Consider the following 20330-nt stretch of genomic DNA (forward strand, 5'->3'; position numbering starts at 1 on the left):
GCCGGGTGGGGAGTCGAGAGAAACGCCCCCACCCACCCCGGAACCACCCCCCCCCCCCCCCCCCCCTCCACCCCCCCCCCCCCCCCCCCCCCCCCCCCCCCCCCCCCCCCCCCCCCTCTGGTCCCCCCCCCCACCGGGGGGCGTTTTGCAGCCGCCTGGAGGGGTGCGCTACTGTTTACCAAGCAACGCGGGGTGGAGCAGCTCGGTAGCTCGCTGGGCTCATAACCCAGAGGTCGCAGGTTCAAATCCTGTCCCCGCTACGTGGTCGGGTGGTCCATGTTCTGCATACTTCGCAGAACGTGGACCACTTCGCATTTCTGCTCCGGGGGCCGAGCCCCCGGACGCCCCCACGTTGCGGTGGTTGCGCTGGGCGTGACGGGTCCGCGCTTTTGACGGTGGTTGCGCTGGGCGTGACGGTTGCGGCCCTCTGGTGGTTGCGCTGGGCGTGACGGTCCGCTTTGGCGAACTCCCAGGTGGGGCTGGGTGGCAGCACAGGTTCCTGACAGGTTGAGCACTGACGGTGAATCTTGTTTCCACCGACCTCAGCACGGAGGTATTTGTGCAGATTTCTAATAAACGTGTTGTTGCTGCGCTTGCGGCGGCCGGGGGTGTTGTTGCGGCCGGGGTTGCCGGCTTTGCGTTGCTTGCCAGTCCGGCGCAGGCCGAGGATCCGACGCCGTCCGGGTCGGCTGCGGCGCCTGCGCCTTCCGGGTCGGCGGCCGCGCCTGGCGACACGGCTGGGCGGGGGGCTGATCGGGGGGCTCGGCAGGAGGAGCTTGCTGCTGCGTTGGCCAAGGAGCTTGGGGTTGATCAGGCCAAGGTTGCTGCCGCGCTGGAGAAGGTGCGGGGTGACCAGGAGAACGCGGCCAAGGCTGACCGCATTGCGGCGCTGAAGACGAGGCTGGATGCGGCCGTCAAGGCGGGGACGCTTACGGCTGATGAGTCGGCTGCCATCTTGAAGGCTGCTGAGGCTGGGGTGCTGCCGGGTGGCGTTGGCGGGCCCGGTGGTCCCGGTGGGCGTGGGCACGGACCTCGCTGAGTTTTTCGGTTTACCGGCCCCGTTCGGCGTTTGCCGGGCGGGGTCTGTTGTTCGTGGACACGAGTGGTGGGACACGGCAGCATTCGGGTGTGAGTCGGCGGATCGCTTGGCAGGGAAGTCTGGTCGCGGGGCTTCTCGTTGCCGGTGCGGTGGTCCAGTTGCGGCCCTGGGGGTGGGGCTGGCGGGCTCTGTGGACGGACCTTGTCGGCAATGTGGGACTGCTGATGGTCTGTTTCGGGGCGGGGCTCGGCATTTGGTGGGCTGTTGCCCTGGTGCGTGGGCGGGTGCGCGCTGAGCCGGTGGCGCGGGGGTGGCCCTGGCTGCTGTCCTATCCGGGGGTGGCGACGATCGTGACCGCGGTCGCGGCCGTGGGGGTGGTCGCTCTGGTGGTCATGCTCGAGCTGGCCGCCGGGTCGCCGCCCGCGGAGCGGGCGAAACTGCAGATCGACGCCATCAAGTACGGGCTGGGGGTCTTCGCGGCGGCCGGGGCGGTGGCGGCGCTGCTGCTGGGGATTCGGCGGCAGCAACACCTCGAGTACGCCCAGGAGCACATCGAACGCGCCCAGAAATACACCGAGCTGGATGCCGCCGAGCGTCGCGTCACCGAGCTCTACACGAAGGCCGCGGAGCAGCTGGGCCACGCCGACGCGGCGGTCCGGCTCGCGGGTCTGTATTCGCTGGAACGCCTGGCCCAGAACAACGTCAGCCAGCGCCAGACCATCGTGAACGTGATCTGCGCCTACCTGCGAATGCCGTTCACGCCGGCGCCCGCGCCGGACGCTGCCGCCCCGGCCCGGGATCCGCAGCAGGAAACGCAGGTCAGGCTCACCGCCCAGACGATTCTGATCAAGCACGTGACGCGCCCGGAAGGAAGCACGCCGGACGAGGCCGGGGAGCTCCGCCCGGACCCGAACCACCCGTTCTGGCCCGGCATCGATCTCAACCTGGCCGGCGCGACCCTGATCGAGTGGAACCTCACCCGGGGGCGGCTGAGACACGTCAACTTCAACTACGCGACGTTCCTCGGCACCACGAGATTCCTCTCGGTGACCTTCACCGACCACGCCTGGTTCGACATGGCGAAATTCTCCGGCGACGCCCGGTTCCGGGACGCCGTCTTCGCGGACTACGCCGGCTTCCGGGGGACGACGTTCGCCGGGAGCGCGACGTTCGACGGAGCGACCTTCGCGCGCACGGTCGGGATGGAGAGAGCGAACTTCTCCGGTCAGGCGCAGTTCCGCGGGACGAGATTCACAGGGGTGGCGTTCTTCAGCGCGACCACGTTCGCCGGATACGCGGGATTCGACGCCGCGGCCTTCGCCCAGGGCTCCGTCTTCCGTGGTGCGTCCTTCGGCGGCTACGCGGTGTTCGACCGGGTGGCGTTCACCGGCAAGGCGGGTTTCGACCGGACGACCTTCACCGGCATCGCGTTGTTCGAGGGCGCCGTCTTCGCCGGCATCGCGGGATTCGACGGGGCGACGTTCCTCGGTCATGCCGGGTTCGACGGCGCCACCTTCGCCGGCGACGCCTGGTTCCACGGGGCGAAGTTCCACCAGCCACCCAACCTGTCGGCCAGCCAGGTGAAGGTTCGCGACGACCGCACCGACTCGTGGCCGCCCGGCTGGCGGCTGGACCCCGAGAAGCGCGACCGGCTGATCGAGGAAACCGGCCCCTCGCGTGGGGGCACGCGAGAGGCCGGTTGATCCGCCGGGGGTCAGCAGTAGGTCTTGCCGCTGCCGTTGCCCCAGGAGCAGGAGTCGATCAGCTTGTTCGAGCCGGTCCGCAGGTAGGCCGAGTCGCCACCGTTGTTCCAGACGAAGCTGGTCTTGCCCCAGTAGCGGTAGTTCGAGGGCCTGCCGTTCGTGCCCTTGCCGGTGGGGATGTAGAGATTCTTGTATCCCCGCAGGTAGAAGTCGCCACTGAAGCGATACGTGTTGCCCGCCCGGTCCTTGATCGTCCAGTACTTCAGGTTGAACGTCTTGGTCGTGTAGTTCGTGATCCGGACGTACTCCTGGTTGAGCTTGGCCGTGGTGTCCGTGCCCGGGGGGTTGTAGACGGCCAGGGAGAAGCGCACGTCACCGGCCCTGGGCTGGATCGTCGCCGGCGGGGCCGGGGTGGTGGTCGGCTTCGGGGTCGCCGGCTTCGTGGTCACCGGCGGCTTGGTCGTCGGCGTCGTGGCCGGCGGCTTGGTGGTGGGCGTCGTGGTCGGGGTGGTCGGCGGCGCGGTGGTGGGGTGGATCGTCGGGGTGCCGGAGCCGCCCACGGTCAGCGTCACCGACGCCGAGTGGCCGACCAGCACGCGGTTGGTGACCTCCGGACCGACCTCGGCCCGATAGGTCTGCGTGCCGCTCTGGCCGGTCAGCACGGTGGAGTAGACGCCACCCTCGGCGGTCGCGCCCTCGGCCACGTCGGTCCACGCGCTGCCGTTCTGGCGCTGGACGATCACCGGCAGCCAGGCCTGGGACGGCTCTGACACGATGTTGAAGGTGACGCTGGTGCCCGAGGTGCTGATGCTCTCGAAGTGCGGGATCGGCACGATGCCGATGTCCAGCGGCGTGGACTTCAGGCCGTCCGCCTCGGCGACGAACCGGAAACCCGAGTCGAGGCGGCGGCGCAGGGTGAAGTGGCCGGCGCTGTCCGCGACCGTCTGCACGACGTCGTCGGGGAAGAACTGCTCGGCCGGTGCCATGTCGTCGCGGTAGACGTACGCCGCTTCCCACAGCGTGACCGTCGCGCCCGGCGCGGCGGTGCCGGTCATCGTCGCCCAGGTCCAGCCGGTCACGCTGACCGGGCCGGTGAGCGTCGGCGTGGTGGCGGCCATCGCGGGATTCGCGCCGAGCAGCGCGGTGCCCAGGCCCATCGCCGCGGCGGCGACCAGACCGGTCAGTCGCGCGCGGCCGGGGAGCCGCGTCAATCGAGCACGCATGAGTCATCGTCCTTCGTTCGGGGATCTGCCGAGCCTAGGAGAAATAACTCTGTGTAGTGATCATCCGCCGCACCTAGCCTTTTTTGGCTGGTTGGATGACTTCTTGCAACCGGACCGTCAATACTGAGAGTTAGATAGCAGGATGACCAGGGATGAGCATGGAACTCCAAGCGGACTGCGCGCGCTGCGCCGCGCTCTGCTGCGTGGCGCCGGCCTTCGCCAAGTCGTCCGACTTCGCGATCGACAAACCGGCCGGACGGCCCTGCCCCAACCTGCTGGACGACTTCCGTTGCGGCATCCACGAGCAGCTGGACCAGCGCGGCTTCCACGGTTGCGTGGTGTTCGACTGCTTCGGCGCGGGGCAGCACCTGACGCAGGGCACGTTCGGCGGGCGGGATTGGCGGCAGGAAGCCGGGCCGATGTTCGCCGCTCTGCCGATCATGCGGGGGCTGCACGAAGTGATGTGGCTGCTGACCGAGGCGCTCCAGCTGGACGCGGCCGCGCCCGTACATCGGAAGGTGCGCGAAGCGCTCGCCGAGACCGAGCAGCTGAGCGAGGGCACTCCGGCCGAGCTCGCCGCCCTCGATGTCGAGGGGCATCGGCGGCGGGTCAACCGGCTCCTGCAGAAGGCCAGCGATCTGGCGCGGGCCGGTCTGCCGAAGAAGGAGGACCATCGCGGGGCCAACCTGATCGGCCGCAAGCTGCGCGGCCGCGACCTGCGCGGGGCGAGCTTCCGGGGCGCGCTGCTGATCGGCGCCGACCTGCGCGAAGCCGATCTGCGGCGGGCCGACTTCACCGGCGCTGATCTGCGCGGAGCCGATCTGCGCGGCGCGGACCTGCGGGATGCGTTGTTCCTCACCACGGCGCAATTGAAGTCCGCGCGGACGAGTGAATCTCCGTAGGATGTCAGCCAGTCGGCTCGCGACCCGTGGAGTGTGGAAATGCAGGTGTCCGGGCTGGTCTGGACGCTGACGATCGTCGGGATCGTCGGTCTGGTCCTCTTCGATTTCTACTTCCACGTGCGGCGCGCGCACATCCCGTCGCTGCGCGAAGCGGCGATCTGGTCGTCGGTCTATGTCGGCATCGCGCTGATGTTCGGACTCGGCGTGCTGATCTTCGCGGGCGCCGACCCGGGCCAGGAATACTTCGCCGGCTGGGTGACCGAGAAGGCGCTGTCGGTCGACAACCTCTTCGTCTTCCTGGTGCTGCTCGGCAGCTTCAAAGTGCCGCGCGCCGACCAGCAGAAGGTGCTGCTCTTCGGCATCGTGTTCTCGCTGATCGCGCGCACCGGCTTCATCTTCCTGGGCGCGGCGCTGATCAACTCGTTCGCCTGGGTGTTCTATCTCTTCGGGCTGATCCTGCTGATCACCGCGGGCAACCTGCTGAAGAACGACGACGAGGACCGCTCGGCGGACAACGTGATCATCCGGATCGCCCGCCGCTTCCTGCGCACGTCCGACGACTACGACGGCGACAAGCTGTTCACGCACGTGGACGGCAAGCGGGTGATGACCCCGATGCTGCTGGTCATGGTGGCGATCGGTGGCACCGACATCCTCTTCGCGCTCGACTCGATCCCGGCCATCTTCGGCCTCACCCAGAGCGTCTATCTGGTCTTCACCGCGACCGCGTTCTCGCTGCTCGGCCTGCGCCAGCTCTATTTCCTGCTGGACGGGCTGCTGGACCGGCTGATCTTCCTGTCCTACGGTCTGGCCGCGATCCTGGCCTTCATCGGCGTCAAGCTGATCCTGCACGCGATGCACGAGAACAACATCCCGTTCATCAACGGCGGTGAGCACATCGACGTGGTGGAGATCAGCACCGGGCTGTCGCTCGCGGTCATCATCGGGGTGCTGGTCATCACCGTGGTCGCGTCGCTGCTCAGCCCGCGGGGCCGCGCCCAGACCTATGTGGCGGCCGCCCGCCGGCACGCGCACGAGTTCCTCGACATCGAGCAGGACCCGGCCTACTGCGACCAGATCTTCCACAGGCTGCTGGTCGAGGAGGAGAAGATCAAGTCACTGCCGGAGAAATACCGCAAGCGGATCCGGCAGGAGGACGAGCTGATGAACCTGCTGCGCAAGGCGCACGCCGTCCACGAGGAGCGGGTGGACGCCGGCCGCTGCTTCGTCCCGGCTATCTGACTCGGGCGAGCTCTTTCTCTTCGACCGGGACGCGCAGGTCGGCGCCCTCGATGTCGACGTGCGGGGTGGCCCGATCGAGCCACCCCGGGAACGCCCACGCCGCCCGGCCCATCAGCGTCAGCACGGCCGGCACCAGCGTCATCCGCACCACGAACGCGTCGATCAGCACGCCGATCGCCAGCCCGAAGCCGATCGTCTTGATGATCGGATCCTCGACCAGGATGAAGCCGCCGAACACCGCCGACATGATCAGCGCCGCCGCGGTGACCACCCGGGCGCCGTGCCCGACGCCCTCGATGGTGGCCGCGGTCGGGTCGCCGCCGTGCACGAACTCCTCGCGCACCCGGGACACGATGAACACCTCGTAGTCCATGGCCAGCCCGAACAGCACGCCCATCATGATGATCGGCAGGAAGCTGACCAACGGGCCGGGCCGGTCCACGCCGAACAGGCTCGACCCCCAGCCCCACTGGAAGACGGCCACCACCACGCCGAACGTGGCGCCGATGGTGAGCAGGAAGCCGAGCGTGGCCTTCAGCGGCACCAGCAGCGACCGGAAGGCGAGCAGCAGCAGCAGGAAGGACAGGCCGATCACCACGCCCAGGTATTTGGGCATGGCGCCGGTCAGCTTCTCGGAGACGTCGATGCCGACCGCGGTGGCGCCGCTGACGCGTACCGTGCTGCCGCTGGTGGCGAGGGACGGCAGCGCGTCGCGCAGGGTCTTCACCAGGTCGCTGGTCTGCTCGCTGGTCGGGCCGCTCTTCGGGGTCACGATCAGCACGCTGGTGGTGCCCGCCTGGTTCGCGCCGCCGGGCGACACGGCGGCCACGTCGGGCAGCTTGCGGGCGGCCGCGGTGATCCGGGCGGTCAGGCTGGACACCGCGTCGCCACGGCTGCCCTTCACCACCACGAGCAGCGGCCCGTTCGCGCCCTCGCCGAAGGCGGCGGTGGTCAGGTCGTAGGCCGTGCGCTGGTCGGAGCCCTCGGCAGCGGTCCCGTTGCCGGGCAGCGCCAGCCGCAGATCGTGCGTGGGGATGGCCAGAACCCCCAACCCGACAACCCCGAGGACCAAGAGGGGTACGCGGAACCGCACGACCCCGTGGGCCCAGCGAAACCCGAACCCCACCGCGGCCTTCGCATGCGACGCGGGCCGGCGGTCGGCCACCGACAGCACCTTGGCGCCGGCGAAGCCCAGCACAGCGGGCAGCAGGGTGGTGGCCACCAGCACCGCGGTCAGCACCGTGCCGGCCGCGGCCAGCCCCATCGCGGTCAGGAACGGCACCCCGACCAGGCTCAGCCCGGCCAGCGCCACCACCACCGTGGCCCCGGCGAAGACCACCGCGGACCCGGCCGTCGCGGTGGCCCGGGCGACCGACTCCTCGGCCGGCATCCCCGCCCGGAGCTGGGCCCGGTGCCGTGAGGTGATGAAGAGCGCATAGTCGATGCCGACCGCCAGGCCGAGCATCAGGGCCAGGATCGGCGCCGTCGACGACACGTCGACCACGGCCGTGACCAGCAGCAGGCCGCACATTCCGGCCGCGACGCCGAGCAGCGCGGTGAGCATGGTCATGCCGGCCGCGACCAGTGAGCCGAAGGTCAGCACCAGCACGGCGGCGGCGATCACCACGCCGATCGCGTCGGTCGCGCCGATCTCCGGCGGGCCGCCGCTGACCCCGCCCGGCACCACCCGCAGCGACGTCGGGCCGCCGTCCGCGGCCAGCGTGTCGAAGGCGTCCCGGTCCTCGGTGGTCAGGTCGTTCTCGCCCTTGGCGTATTGCACGGCGAGCACGCCGATCCGCTGGGTCGGGTCGATGCGCTCGCTCGTGTACGGGTCCACCACCGCGACCACATCCGGCAGCTTCGCGGCCCGAACCGCCACCGACGCGACCGCCCTCTCCATCGCCGCGCTCGCCAGCGTGGTGCCGGCCGGCGCCTGCAGCACGACGGTGAGCGAGGCGCCACCGGCGGCCGGCAGATCCCGCCTCAGGTCGTCGAGCGCCTGCTGGGACTCGGTGCCCGGGATGTTGAACGCGTCCACCGTCTTGCCGCCCAGGGTCAGCACGCCGACCCCGAGGAGCACGAGCAGGAGCCCCCACAACGCAGCCACCCGCCGCCGCCGCTGGTATGCGAACCGTCCCAGCCGATACAGCAGAGATGCCATGCCGAGCGCTCCTCATTTAGGACATATCGTCCCGAATAAGGCTAGCGATCAGCGTCTTCCGGCGAGCCGGAATGGAATCAGCGGTTGCCCTTGCCCCGCGTGGTGCTGCCCGCCTCGCGACCGGCGCGACGGGTGCCGGCCCGGCTGCGGGCCGAGTTGGCGGCCATCCGGGCCGCCGTGCGGCGCACCGACTCGGCGCGCGCGACCAGGTTGGTGGTCGGCGCCTCGAAGCGGCCGACGTCCTCGACCAGGCGCGGCTCGGAGTGCCCGGGGTGGGCGTGCCTCGGCGCCGCGGACCGGTTGTCATCGGCTTCGGGGGCCGGCTCCGGCTCCGGCACCGACTTGGCGACGAGATCGGCCACCCGGGCGGCCAGATCGGCGGCGCGCGACGCGATGTCCGGCTCGACCCGCTGGGCCTCCTGCTCGGCGCGGGCCGCGAGCAGCGCGCGGGCCGCGTCGGCCGCCCGGCCGGGCCGGTAGTTGATCAGGCGGGTGCTCTCGGCGACCGGCGCCGCGGCCGCGGGCCGGACCGGAGTGGGCGCGGGCGCGGCGGGCAGCGCGGGTGCCGGGGCCGGACGGCTCACCAGCATCGCGCCGAGCATCGACACGGTCTGGCCGTCGCCGCCCTGGTGGTTGCGGAACTCGGGGCCGATCAGCAGGCGGGAGAGCATGCGGGTCTGGTGCGGGGTGAGGCCGAGCTTCTCCGCGTTGTCCACCCGGAAGCGCGCGACGGCCTGCCGCATGATGTTGGCCACCCGGTCGGCGTCGCCCACCGTGGCCAGGTCGCCACCGGCGAAGACCAGCGCCGGATAGGTGCCGTCGGCGCCGCCGCAGACCAGCTGGATCTGGGTGGCGGCCGCACCGCGCTCGTGGGTGCGCGCGCCCGGCTGCACCCGCAGGTGCTGCGGCCAGAGCCAGCGCAGCTCGCCGGACTTGACCTGGCGGCCGTCCTCGGCGGTGAACGAATAACGCACCCGGCGGTCGGTGATCAACACGTCGGTGCCCTCGGGAAGGGTCCAGCGCGGCATCGACGCCGCCTCGTCGAAAGCGTATTCCGCGATGCCGCAGCGGCCGCGCCACATGATCCGCTCGCCGCCCTGCAACGGCCCGAACACGTCGGACTGCGCGGCGGAGGACAGGAAGTGCTGGTCGAACATTCGCGGCCCCTCCCGTCGACGCCGCGATGACTCGCGGCCGGTCTCGATTACATCGGTGCAACATCGACGGCGACAAGTCCATGGGCTACTTAATTGTCTGATGGCAGATAGACGACACTTGCAGTCGTTGAAACGTGGACCTTCGGCCGATGTACGCGCGTTTTTCGGCTAGCGCTTCGACGAGAAGAGGCCTTCCGGAGGTGCCGGAGAGGGCACGGATACCGCGTCGGTGACCGGATTCGCGCCACCGGCGAATCTGTCCAAGTCGGTCTCCACCCGGCCCGGGAACCAGTCTCCGGCCGCTCGCCGGGAGAGCGCGGCCACCGGCGGGGGAGTGCGGCCGGCCACCACCACCAGGTTGCCGAAGCGGCGGCCGCGCAGCACCCCGGCGTCGGCGATCAGGCAGGCCTCGGGCAGGGCGGCCCGGATCGTGGCGACCTGGGCCCGGGCGTGCCGCAGCGGCGGGCCGTCGGCGATGTTCGCGATCAGCCGGCCGTCCGCGGCGAGCACCCGGGCGACCTGCTCGAAGAACTCCAGCGAGGCCAGGTGGGCGGGGGTCCGCGCACCGGCGAAGACGTCGAGCACGACCAGGTCGTAGCCGGCCGCGCGGGCGCCGGTGACCACTTCACGGGCGTCGGCGACGCGTACCCGGATGGAGGCTCTGGGGTTGATCGGCAGCTCTCGCCGCACCAGCTCGACCAGGGGTCCGTCGATCTCCACCACCCGCTGGGGCGACCCGGGCCGGGTCTCGGCCATATAGCGCGGCAGGGTCAGCGCACCGCCGCCCAGGTGCAGGACGCGCAGCGGTTGCCCGGCCGGCGCGCTGAGGTCGATCGCGGTCGCCATCCGGCGCACGTATTCGAACTCGAGGTGGGTCGGGTCGGCCAGGTCGACGTGCGACTGCGGGGTGCCGTCGACGAGCAGCGTCCAGGCCGAGTCGCGGTCCGGATCGGGCACCAGCTCGGCGTGCCCCGACCCGACCGTCTCCCGCCCACGCCTGCCCACCCGGCCAGTATCCGCGTCCGGTTGTCCACAGCACGCGGCCCGGGGGCAGCGGTCCGATCTCGGACTCGCCTACGATCGGCCTGGTGGATGTGAAGAGTCTGACCCAGGCCGAGGCCGAGGAACGCGCCGCCCTGCTCACCGTGGAGCGTTATGAGATCGCTGTCGATCTCACCGATCTGCCCACCGGCCCACGGGTGCGGAGCGTGTCCACGATCACGTTCACCAGCCGCGAGTCGGGCGCCTCGACCTTCATCGACTGCGCCGCGACGGTGCTGCGGGCGACGCTCAACGGCGCCGAGCTCGGCCCCGCCGCCGAGGGCCGTCTGCCGCTGCCCGGCCTGGCCGAGCGCAACGAGCTGGTGGTCGAGGTGGAGACCGTCGAGACCACCGACGGCCAGGGCGTGCACCGGGCGGTCGACCCGTCCGACGGCGAGGTCTATCTGTGGACCTCGTTCGAGCCGGACGAGGCTCGGTTCGTCTGGGCCTGCTTCGACCAGCCCGACCTCAAGGCGCCGCACGCCTTCACCGTGACCGCGCCGGCCGGGTGGACGGTGACCAGCAACTCCGGCGACGCCCAGGTGACCACCTCGGGGTCGGCGCAGATCTGGGCGTTCGCGGCCACGCCGGCGCTGTCCACCTACAACACGGTGATCAGCGCCGGGCCGCTGCACGAGATCCGCCGCTCCGGCGGGGGTTACGACCTGGGCCTCTACTGCCGCCGTTCGCTGTCCGCCGTGCTCGACCGCGACGCCGACAAGATCTTCACGGTGACCGAGCAGGGCCTCGCGTTCTTCGGCGAGACCTTCGGCATGCCGTTCCCGCAGCGCCGTTACGACCAGGTCTTCATGCTGGAGTTCGGCGGCGCGATGGAAAACTACGGCTGCGTCACCTGGAGCGACGGCTTCCTGCGCCGCAGCACGCCGACGCCGGCCGAGGACGAGTTGCTGGCCAAGGTGCTGCTGCACGAGATGGCGCACATGTGGTTCGGCAACATCGTGACGATGCGCTGGTGGGACGACCTCTGGCTGAATGAGGCGTTCGCCGAGTTCGCCTGCAACTGGGCCGCCGAGCGGGCCACGGCCTACACCGACGCCTGGGCCAGCCACCTGGCCGAGGAAAAGCTGACCGCCTATGTGGCGGACCAAGGCCCCACCTCGCACCCGATCAGCCAGCCGATCCACGATGTCGCCCAGGCGGCCTCGATCTTCGACGCGATCACCTACCCCAAGGGCGCGTCGGTGCTGCGCCAGCTGATGGTCTATGTCGGCGAGGACCGGTTCCGGGCCGGCATGACGGCCTATTTCGCCCGCTTCGCCTGGGGCAACACCACGCTGCAGGACCTGGTCGACGAGCTGGCCACCGCCTCCGGTCGGGACCTCGACGCGTGGCGGCAGGGCTGGCTCGAGACGGCCGGCACCGACCGGCTCACGTTGGACACCTCGGGCGACGAGATCGTGCTGGTCGGCAGCGGTCCGGCGGGCCCGCCGCGGCCGCAGGTGGTCGGCGTCGGCGCCTACCAGATCAAGGACAATGCTCTGGTACGCGTCGAGCTGCGCGAAGTCGAGATCGGCTCGGAGCGCACCCCCGTGGCCCTGCCCGCCGCCGACTTCTACCTGGTCAACGACGAGGACCTGACGTTCGCCACGACCCGCCCGGTGGCCCCTGAGCGGGCCGCCGCGCTGCCCACCCCGATCTCCCGGGGCGTGGCGGTGGCGGGGGTCTACGACGCGCTGATCGCCGGCGAGGCCACCGCGGCGGCCACCGTGGAGTGCCTGGTCGGCGTGCTGCGGGTGGAGACGTCGGACGCGGTGATCGAGCCCTACCTGGCCCTGGCCTGCGAGGTCGCCGAGATCTGGGCGCCCGAGGCCGAGCGGGCGGGCCTGATGGCCGCGGTCGCCGGGGTCTGCGAGGAGCTCACCGCGTCGCCGGCCCGCCGGCAGGTGGCGCTGCGCTCGCTGGCCCGGATGACCACCGACGTGGCGGCGCTGCAGGAGGCCGCGGCCGAGGACGTCGACCTGGCCTGGCGGGTGCTGATCCGCAAGTCGGAGCTGGGCGGCGAGACCCGGGCCGAGGCCGAGGCGCTGCTCGAGCGCGACACCGACCCGGACGCGAAGTTCCGCGCGCTGGCGGTGCGGGCCGCGGCGCCGTCGGCCGTCTCGAAGGAAGAGATGTGGCAGGCGCTGATCGTCGACCGCGACGTGCCGATCGCCTCGGTCAGCGCGGTGACCACGGCCTTCTGGCGCCCCGGCCAGGACGAGATCCTGGCGCCCTATGCGGATCGTTACGTCGCGCTGCTGCCCGAGCTGCACCGCGGCGGCATGATCCCGGCGATGGTGTTCACCCGGCGGCTGTTCCCGCTCTTCGCGGTCGACGAGTCGGTGCTGGAGAAGGCGGTCGCGGGCGGTCGCGACGCGGCCCCGGTGGTGCGCAAGACCCTGGACGAGCGGGCCGACGAGGTCCGCCGCATGCTGCGCACCCGCGCCGCATCCTGACCGCGGCCCGGCCCGTCGGTCACCCGCCGACGGGCTAGGTCCGGCCTGCGGGTCACCCGCCGACGGGCCAGGTCCGGCCTGCGGGTCGCCCGCCGGCGGGCCAGGTCCGGTGCGCCGGTCATCCGCCGACGGGCCAGGTGCGGTCTGTGAGGTCGGTCAGCTCGGCGCGGACCACGTCGAAGTCGTGCCAGGAGGCGATGACGTCGCCCCAGCCCTTGGCCCAGACCAGCTGTTCCAGGGCCGGGAAGAGGCGGGACGGGCGGTCCCGCAGGTTCTCGATCAGGTGATCGGCGGTCCACGGCGCTGGGAGCGGAAAGGTCTCCAGCTCCCAGCGCAGATATTTGTTGTAGGGGCGGACCCGGCCGTAGAGGGCGAAGAGCGTCCACAGGAACCACGAGGCCGCTTCCCGCTCCTCGAGGTCGGCGAGGTCGTGGTTGCCGTCGCGGCGGCTCTTGGCGGCCCGATAGATGAAGTTGAGATAGCCGTCGAGCTCCTCGCGGACCCAGGTGTCGGCCTCCGGCCGGCCGAGCTGCGCCTGGGCCCGGACCAGCTCGGCGATCCGGCCGTCCAGGCGGTCCAGCAGCACCTGGGCGCCGCGGAAGGCATAGCGCGCCCAGCGGTCCGACGTGTCGGCCAGGCCGGCCACCGACAGCACGGCCACGTCCAGGTCGGGGCTGTGCGACGAGGACCAAAGGACGCTGGGCGCGGACATGATCACGAAGACGTCGGTGTCCGAATGCGAGGTCATCTGGCCTCGGGCGCGGGAGCCGGAGAGCACGACGCCGGCCACATCGCGGTCCTCGCCGGCGCGGGCCAGCAGGCCGGGAAGCGAGTCGTCAGCCGGTGGCCCGCTCATCGGTGGCCCGCTCATCGGGGCCTGTTCATCGGTGGCCCGCTCATCGGTGGAGGGCGAAGCGGGCGCGGGTCACGCCGTCGTCGGTGCGCACCGAGAGAGCGTCGCAGATCTGGCCGACCAGCCACAAACCCATTCCGCCGACCACTCCCGGCACCGGCGGCAGGTATCCGGCCAGTGGGCCCGGCGCGTGCCGGCCGTCGTCGGTCACCTCGCCGATCAGCGTCCGGGGGGTGAGCCAGATGCGCAGCTCGCGGTGGTCGCCGCCGTGCCGGATGCCGTTCGAGGCCAGCTCGCTCAGGGCCAGGATCAGCACCTCGACCCGATCGGGCGGCAGCCACTCCTCGGCCGTCGCGCGGTTGCGCAGGTGGGCGCGCAGATCGGCGATCGCCTCGCCCAGGGCCACTACCACCAGCGGCTCGCCCGGTGCGGGGAAGACCGGCTCGGGGATCTCGGTGAGCAGCGCGGCGGGCTCGGTGTAGTCGTCGCTGTCCCGCGGGCCCTTCTCGTGCAGCAACCGGTGGGTGCGCCGGGCCGCGTGCACCAGGTCGGGGGGCAGTTCCTGCACGTCATAGGGGCAGAGCAGCTGACCTTCGAAGCCGGCCAGGGCGGTGTTGATCGCGGCCTCCGTGCGTACCCAGGAGGGGGTTTGGTCGGAGAAGTTGATCTCGTGGATGAGACGGGTGGAGGGGCGACCGGCGGCGGCTGCCGTGCGCAGCACCTGGGCCCAGGCGCCGATCGTGCGCTGCGGCCGGACCGCCCACTCCTCGGTGTCGCGGAAGCGCACCTCGGCGGCGTCGGCCGGGCCCAGCTCCGCACGGACCGGGGCGATCCGGGCGGCCGGCGCGACCATCGCGACCGCCTCGCCGCGCTCGAGACCGGCGCAGATGAACGGCGCGAGAAAGGCCACATAGGCCTCGGGGGAGTCATAGAGGAAAGCCGAGTGGGTGAAGTCATGGTGCACGACGGCCACCTCCGAGCGACCAACGTAGCACCGGCGAACGAGGCGCGATCGGCTGTTACCCATGCGCGTGAATGCGGGATGGCTTTCGCCAAAACGGTCATACCGCGTGCGACACGCGGCCAAACTGGGCGGCACGGACCTGTCCGAGGTGGACGGGTGGGAAGGGGTTGCGCCGTGTCGGGCTCCAGCAGCGTGCTGGCCGAGGTCACCGGCCGGGTCGGACAACGCCCGGCCGGGCCGCCGCCGGCCAGCGACATGGCCGACATCCTCGCGGCGGCGGCCGCGCAGCACAGCCGCTCCCGCCCGGCGCTGAAGATCCGCCGCCACGACTCGGACGAGGGACCCGCCTATTGGCGGTGGGACTGCGTCCGATGCGGAGAATACGGTGGCGGCCGGCATCACCCGGACGCGATCACGCGGGCCATGCGGCACTGCGCCGAGCACCCGCAGCACCGATCGTCGCTGCTGCCGCCGACCCGATGCCGCGAGCGCGGGCCGGGGCCGGCGGTGCACCCGATGCTCTATGCCGTGGACGACGACCCGCCGCCGCCACCGCTGTCCATCTAGGCCCTAGGCCCTAGGCGCGGGTGTCGCCGTCGCCGGTGCGCTTCTGGGCCTCGTCGACGCCCTTGTCGATGTGGTCGCTGTATTTGTGGTGCGTGCGCTTGTCGACCTCGTCGCCCACCTTTTCCAGGATCTGATCGACCTGCTTGTCGTGCTTGTCGGCGAACTCCTTCGCCTTGTCCAGGAAGCTCATCAGGCCGTTCCCTTCCGTGCGCTGAGCACGGCGGCGATGCGCCGTACGCGGGGGTCCACCTCAATCTGCTCCAGGCCAGTGGGCAGCGGCATCCGCCAGTTGGGGTATTGATCCGTGGTGCCCGGGAGATTGGGCTGGTCGAGCACCCCGAGCACGTCGTAGAGCGACGCGGTGACGAACCGGCACGGGGTGCGCGCCAGGAACTCGTGCATCGCCAGCACGATGTCGTTCACCGAGCTGTCCGGCGTGATCAGCCCCTCCTCGGTCAGCGCGAGGAGCAACTGGGCCCGGTCCGCGTCGGCGTTGTCCCGCTCGTCCTCGACGCTGCCGGCCAGCTGACCCAACCGCGCCCGGACCCGCACCTGCTCGCCGGCCAGGAAGCCCGGCGCGGTCGGCAGGTCGTGGGTGGAGATGCTGGCCAGGGCGTTGCGGGGGTAGCGGGCGGCGGGCAGGTAACCCTCGTCGGGGTCGTCGTAGTCCCGGGTGAACCAGAGCACCGCCGAGCCGAGCATGTTCATCCGTTCGAGGCCCTCGGTCACCACCGGCAGCACGGTGCCCAGGTCCTCGCCGATCACCACGGCGCCGGCCCGATGGGCTTCCAGGGCCAGGATGCCGAGCATCGCCTCCGGGTCGTAGTGCACGTAGGTGCCCTCGGCGGGACCCATGCCCGGCGGCACCCACCACAGCCGCCAGAGCCCGGCCACGTGATCGACGCGCAGGCCGCCCGCGTACCGGAAGATCCGCCGCAGCATGTCGCGGTAGGCCGCGTAGCCGGTCTCGATCAGCCGGTCCGGGCGCCAGGCGGCCAGCCCCCAGTCCTGCCCGAGCTGGTTGAACGCGTCCGGCGGCGCCCCCGCGTGCACCCCGGCGGCCAGCACGTCCTGCAGCAGCCAGCCGTCCGCGCCGCTCGGGTCGATGCCGACCGCCAGGTCGTGCACCACGCCGACCGGCATTCCGGCCGCCCGCGCGGCGTCGTTGGCCGCGTCCAGCTGGGCGGTGAGCAGGTGCTGCACCCAGATGTGGAAGGCCACCCGCTCGTGCCCGCGGATCGCCGCCACCTCGGCGGTGTCCGGCCGGCGCAGCTCGACCGGCCAGACCTGCCAGTTGGGCCCGTGGCTCTCGGCCAGCGTGCAGAACACCGCGAAGTCGGTCAGGCCCGGATCCTCGTCCCGGCCGGGCTGCTCCGCGAGCGGCCAGAGCAGCTCGAGCGCGGCGAGCTTGGCCTGCCAGACGGCGCTGTAGTCGATCAGCTCGGTGGGCTCCGGGCGCAGCGCGTCGATCCGCGCCCGCAGCTCCGGATCCGCCCGCTGATATTCGGCGGTGTCGGAGACCCGCAGGTAGAGGGGGTTGGCGAAGCGGCGGCTGGACGGCGAATACGGCGACGCGGGCACCGGCAGGGTGGGGGTGATCGCGTGCAGCGGGTTGAGCAGGATCAGCCCGGCGTCGTGGCTGTGCTCGACGAACGAGCGCAGGTCACCGAGGTCGCCCATGCCCCACGAGCCCTGGGAGTGCAGGGCGTAGAGCTGGAGCATCCAGCCCCAGGTCTCCGGCGGCTCGGGCAGCTCGGCCGGGACCACGACCAGCGTGGCGGTCTGCGCTCCGACGGTGATCTGGTGCCAGCCCAGGGGAAGATCGCCGCCGGTGAAAGCGGTCCCGTCTTCCAGGGTGATTCGTCCCTTTGGCGCTCTCTCGCCGTGCCGGATCACGACTGTGCCCGGCAGTTCCTGCACTGCCGGGCCTGCGGCTGCCGGGTTCGTCGCATCCACACCGAGCAACGCCAGCACCCCGATCACCGACTCGGCGGACACCTCGCGCCGTTCCCGGTGCCAGTCCTCGTACCAAGTGGCCACCCCGTGCGCTTCGGCCAAGGCGATCAGCTCCGCGTCCATGGCACCTACCCTGTCAGGCGTTGCTCGCGTAGGTCACGATGGGTCGCATGTCTCAAGCCTTGAAGTGGTGGTCGCGCGCTTCCGCCGCGGTCACCGGTCTCATCCTCACCCTGGTCATCCCCGTGCACGCCTGGGCGGCGAGCAACGGCCTGGACGGCGTCGCGATCGAGGCGGCCAGGTCCCGGCGCCGGCGCGGCGGCTTCGGCTTCTTCCCGATCTTCGGCGGCATCTGCTGCCTGCTCGTCGTGGTCGCGGTGATCATCGCCTTCGTCGTCATCTCGCGTCGTCGCAAGGGCCGCTGATTCGGCGAACACCCAGCGGGGGCCGCGCCCGGCGACCTAGCTTGGATGGCGTGGGGATCAGAGCGGGTGCGGTCGCCTTCGGGACGGGCGTCGCCGCGGTGGTGACCGTCCCGCTCATCGTGACGGTCACCGCCGACGCGTCGGCCGACATGGTGCTGTCGGCGGGTCGCCCGGCGCTCGCGTCGGCCACCATCGGTTCGGAGTTCACGGCGGGCGCGGCGGTCGACGGGAACACCGCGACCCGCTGGGCCGGCCCCGCCGTGCCCGGCAGCCAGTGGTTGCGGATCGATCTGGGCGGCGCGCAGAAGGTCACCCGGGTGCGGCTCTCCTGGGAGCAGGCGTACGCGTCGGTCTATCGGGTGCAGATCTCCGCGGACGCCGCCTCCTGGACCGACCTGGCCTCGGTCACCGCCGGGGACGGCGGCTCCGACGACCTCAAGCAGCTCAACGGCACCGGTCGTTACCTGCGGGTGCTGGCGCTCAAGCGGGGCACCGCATTCGGCTATTCGCTGTACGAGGTGCAGGCATACGGGCCCGGCCCGGCGTCGCCGCGGAAGGAATCGGCCGACCCGGGCATCGCGGTGCCGTCGGCCGCCGCCCCGCTCAGCACGGCCCGGCCGAAGGACATCGCCCAGCAGCTGATCTCCAGCGCGGAGAACTCGTCGCTGAACTGGCGCTCGCAGTACGGCTACATCGAGGACATCGGTGACGGTCGTGGTTACACCGCCGGGCTGGTCGGCTTCTGCTCCGGCACCTCGGACATGCTCGCCGTGGTCACCGAGTACACCCGCCGCAAGCCGCTGAACGGGCTGGCCAGATTCCTGCCGGCGCTGCGCACGGTGGACGGCTCGGACTCACACGCCGGCCTGGGCTCGCCGTTCACCGCGGCGTGGAAGGCGGCGGCCGCCGACCCGGTCTTCCAGAAGGTCCAGGAGGACGAGCGGGACCGGATGTACTTCAACCCCGCGGTCACCATGGCCCGCACCGACGGCCTGCGCGCGCTGGGGCAGTTCGCCTACTACGACGCCGCCGTCATGCACGGGATGTCCGGGCTGCGCGGCATCCGGGCCGAGGCGCTGCGCAAGGCTCCCACGCCCAAGCTCGGCGGTGACGAGCTGACCTGGCTGAACGCCCTGCTGGACGCACGCGTGAGGGCGATGCGGACCGAGGAGGCTCACAATGACACCTCCCGGGTCGACACCGCCCAGCGCGTCTTTCTCAAGGCCGGCAATCTCGACCTGAACACCCCGCTCGCCTGGTCGGTCTACGGGGACAAATTCAAGATCTCCTAGATCCTGGTCCACCTCTGGTTGCTGGTGCCGGCGCAGTCCCAGAGGACCAGCTGGGCACCGTTGTTGGGGTTCCAGTCGGCGACGTCCACGCAGCGGTTGGATGACAGGTTCCGCAGGTCGCCCGAGGCTTGCAGGGTGAACCGCTGGACCGGGTTCCCGTTGCAGGTGACCAGCTGGATCGGCGTGCCGTTGGCGCTGCCCGCGCCGGCCGGGTCCATGCATTTGCCCATCGCGCGGACGGTGCCGTCGGCGTTGAACGACCACTGCTGCGCGGCGGTGCCGTTGCAGTCCCACATCTGCAGCCGGGCGCCGTCGACCGGGTTGGCGCCCGGGATGTCGATGCAGCGGTTGCTGAAGTTCGAGCGAATCCCGCCGCCGCCGGCCGGGGGCGGGGTGCCGCCGTCGGTCCAGGACGAGACGCGGACGTAGTCGACCAGCATGGTCTGCGGGAACTGGGTGGTGGCGTCCGGGTAGCCGGGCCAGTAACCGCCGACCGCGACGTTCAGGATCATGAAGAACGGGTGGTCGAAGACCCATTGGTCACCGCCGAGGCCGCCCGGGGTGATCCGGTAGAACTCCTGGCCGTCCAGGAACCAGACGATCAGGTTGGGCGACCACTCCACCGCGTAGTTGTGGAAGGCGTCGGCCAGCGGAGCGCCGATGGTCCGGCCGCCGCCGATGCCCTCGGCGCCGGAGTAGCCCGGGCCGTGCACCGTGCCGTGCACCGTGTTCGGCTCGAAGCCGACGTTCTCCATGATGTCGATCTCGCCGGTGGTCGGCCAGTTGTTGCCGCCGAGCATCCAGAACGCCGGCCAGATGCCCTGGCCGCGGGGGATCTTGAGGCGGGCCTCGAACTTTCCGTACGCCTGGGAGAACTTGTCCGCGGTCAGGATGCGACCGGACGTGTACTCGCAGCGGCCGTAGTGGCACTGGTAGTTGTTCGGGTTCTCCCGCCGCGCGGTGATCGCCAGGTTGCCCTGACCGTCGTGCACCACGTTGCTGGTCGAGTTGGTGTAGTACTCACGCTCGTTGTTGCCCCAGCCGCCGCCACCGATGTCGAACTTCCACTTCGACTGGTTGAGCGGGGTGCCGGCCGGTTCGTTGAACTCGTCCTGCCAGGTGATCGGGCCGATGGCAGCGTCGGCGGTGTCGTTGCGGGAGCCCACGAAGAGCCCGCCGGTGAGAGTGACCGCCACGGTGGCGACGGCCAGCAAGATCCGGGTCCTGCGCATGGGGATGCCTCCGGGGAGAGGATGTTAATTCATTTAGCAGTCTTTATAGATAGACCGCCGTCGTCAAGTGGGACCGGTTCCGGAACCACTCGATAACACTTTTTCCCCGGAGTGCAG

16 protein-coding genes, 1 tRNA gene and 1 pseudogene are annotated in these 20330 nt (G+C 70.9%); 9 read left to right on the forward strand and 9 right to left on the reverse strand.

Annotation, left to right across the window (positions count from 1 at the left end; genetic code table 11):
* Nucleotides 1-186: 186 nt before the first annotated feature.
* The 3 genes from ACZ6TI_RS00005 to ACZ6TI_RS00015 all read left to right on the forward strand — a co-directional run bounded on the left by ACZ6TI_RS00005 (nucleotide 187) and on the right by ACZ6TI_RS00015 (nucleotide 2742).
* Nucleotides 187-260 (forward strand) — tRNA-Met (locus ACZ6TI_RS00005).
* A gap of 260 nt (nucleotides 261-520) precedes the next feature.
* Nucleotides 521-1039 carry a hypothetical protein gene (locus ACZ6TI_RS00010; protein WP_465342736.1) on the forward strand — a complete coding sequence of 173 codons (519 nt, stop codon included), beginning with the start codon at nucleotides 521-523 and terminating at the stop codon, nucleotides 1037-1039.
* An 89-nt stretch (nucleotides 1040-1128) separates the two neighbouring features.
* Nucleotides 1129-2742: a pentapeptide repeat-containing protein gene (locus ACZ6TI_RS00015; protein WP_465342737.1), complete on the forward strand. Its 1614-nt coding sequence runs from the start codon at nucleotides 1129-1131 to the stop codon at nucleotides 2740-2742.
* A gap of 11 nt (nucleotides 2743-2753) precedes the next feature.
* Here the strand turns inward: ACZ6TI_RS00015 and ACZ6TI_RS00020 are convergent, their stop codons facing one another.
* Complete coding sequence (locus ACZ6TI_RS00020) at nucleotides 2754-3965, reverse strand: lamin tail domain-containing protein (protein ID WP_465342738.1); 1212 nt, start codon at nucleotides 3963-3965, stop codon at nucleotides 2754-2756.
* A gap of 158 nt (nucleotides 3966-4123) precedes the next feature.
* On the opposite strand from ACZ6TI_RS00020, the gene ACZ6TI_RS00025 reads away from it, so the two are divergent.
* Both ACZ6TI_RS00025 and ACZ6TI_RS00030 read left to right on the forward strand, forming a co-directional pair.
* Nucleotides 4124-4867, forward strand: a complete 744-nt coding sequence (locus tag ACZ6TI_RS00025; protein WP_465342739.1) for a pentapeptide repeat-containing protein — start codon at nucleotides 4124-4126, stop codon at nucleotides 4865-4867.
* Between the two features lie 39 nt (nucleotides 4868-4906).
* Nucleotides 4907-5884, forward strand: a pseudogene (locus ACZ6TI_RS00030) (TerC family protein); the annotation flags it as partial.
* A 217-nt stretch (nucleotides 5885-6101) separates the two neighbouring features.
* Here the strand turns inward: ACZ6TI_RS00030 and ACZ6TI_RS00035 are convergent.
* The 3 genes from ACZ6TI_RS00035 to ACZ6TI_RS00045 all read right to left on the reverse strand — a co-directional run bounded on the left by ACZ6TI_RS00035 (nucleotide 6102) and on the right by ACZ6TI_RS00045 (nucleotide 10432).
* Nucleotides 6102-8270 (reverse strand): MMPL family transporter, encoded by a 2169-nt coding sequence (locus tag ACZ6TI_RS00035; RefSeq protein WP_465342740.1) that lies wholly within the window; start codon nucleotides 8268-8270, stop codon nucleotides 6102-6104.
* Nucleotides 8271-8347: 77 nt separating this feature from the next.
* Entirely contained in the window at nucleotides 8348-9427 is a 1080-nt protein-coding gene (locus ACZ6TI_RS00040) for a translation initiation factor 2 (RefSeq protein ID WP_465342741.1), read from the reverse strand.
* Between the two features lie 168 nt (nucleotides 9428-9595).
* The gene (locus ACZ6TI_RS00045) at nucleotides 9596-10432 is read right to left on the reverse strand and encodes a spermidine synthase (protein WP_465342742.1); all 837 of its coding nucleotides are present in this window, start codon (nucleotides 10430-10432) and stop codon (nucleotides 9596-9598) included.
* Between the two features lie 83 nt (nucleotides 10433-10515).
* Between ACZ6TI_RS00045 and pepN the strand changes: the two genes are divergently transcribed.
* Nucleotides 10516-12924, forward strand: a complete 2409-nt coding sequence (gene pepN, locus ACZ6TI_RS00050) for an aminopeptidase N (RefSeq protein ID WP_465342743.1) — start codon at nucleotides 10516-10518, stop codon at nucleotides 12922-12924.
* Nucleotides 12925-13042: 118 nt separating this feature from the next.
* On the opposite strand, the gene ACZ6TI_RS00055 is transcribed toward pepN, so the two are convergent.
* Together ACZ6TI_RS00055 and ACZ6TI_RS00060 are read right to left on the reverse strand one after the other, a co-directional pair.
* Entirely contained in the window at nucleotides 13043-13795 is a 753-nt protein-coding gene (locus ACZ6TI_RS00055; RefSeq protein ID WP_465342744.1) for a nucleotidyltransferase domain-containing protein, read from the reverse strand.
* A gap of 25 nt (nucleotides 13796-13820) precedes the next feature.
* Complete coding sequence (locus tag ACZ6TI_RS00060) at nucleotides 13821-14741, reverse strand: anti-sigma factor RsbA family regulatory protein (RefSeq protein ID WP_465342745.1); 921 nt, start codon at nucleotides 14739-14741, stop codon at nucleotides 13821-13823.
* 174 nt (nucleotides 14742-14915) lie between these two features.
* On the opposite strand from ACZ6TI_RS00060, the gene ACZ6TI_RS00065 reads away from it, so the two are divergent.
* Nucleotides 14916-15308, forward strand: coding sequence for a hypothetical protein (locus ACZ6TI_RS00065; RefSeq protein ID WP_465342746.1), 393 nt, complete (start codon nucleotides 14916-14918; stop codon nucleotides 15306-15308).
* Between the two features lie 10 nt (nucleotides 15309-15318).
* Here the strand turns inward: ACZ6TI_RS00065 and ACZ6TI_RS00070 are convergent, their stop codons facing one another.
* Together ACZ6TI_RS00070 and malQ are read right to left on the reverse strand one after the other, a co-directional pair.
* Complete coding sequence (locus ACZ6TI_RS00070) at nucleotides 15319-15498, reverse strand: antitoxin (protein ID WP_465342747.1); 180 nt, start codon at nucleotides 15496-15498, stop codon at nucleotides 15319-15321.
* On the reverse strand, nucleotides 15498-17387 hold the full coding sequence (gene malQ / locus ACZ6TI_RS00075) for a 4-alpha-glucanotransferase (RefSeq protein ID WP_465342748.1): 1890 nt from the start codon (nucleotides 17385-17387) through the stop codon (nucleotides 15498-15500). The genes ACZ6TI_RS00070 and malQ overlap by 1 nt, the downstream gene beginning before the upstream one ends.
* A 47-nt stretch (nucleotides 17388-17434) precedes the next feature.
* Between malQ and ACZ6TI_RS00080 the strand changes: the two genes are divergently transcribed.
* Together ACZ6TI_RS00080 and ACZ6TI_RS00085 are read left to right on the forward strand one after the other, a co-directional pair.
* Nucleotides 17435-17689, forward strand: coding sequence for a hypothetical protein (locus ACZ6TI_RS00080; protein WP_465342749.1), 255 nt, complete (start codon nucleotides 17435-17437; stop codon nucleotides 17687-17689).
* Between the two features lie 50 nt (nucleotides 17690-17739).
* Entirely contained in the window at nucleotides 17740-18981 is a 1242-nt protein-coding gene (locus tag ACZ6TI_RS00085) for a chitosanase (RefSeq protein WP_465342750.1), read from the forward strand.
* Here the strand turns inward: ACZ6TI_RS00085 and ACZ6TI_RS00090 are convergent.
* On the reverse strand, nucleotides 18978-20213 hold the full coding sequence (locus tag ACZ6TI_RS00090; protein WP_465342751.1) for a family 16 glycosylhydrolase: 1236 nt from the start codon (nucleotides 20211-20213) through the stop codon (nucleotides 18978-18980). The genes ACZ6TI_RS00085 and ACZ6TI_RS00090 overlap by 4 nt on opposite strands.
* Nucleotides 20214-20330: the final 117 nt, after the last annotated feature.

The organism is Actinoplanes sp. NPDC051388 (assembly GCF_055586225.1).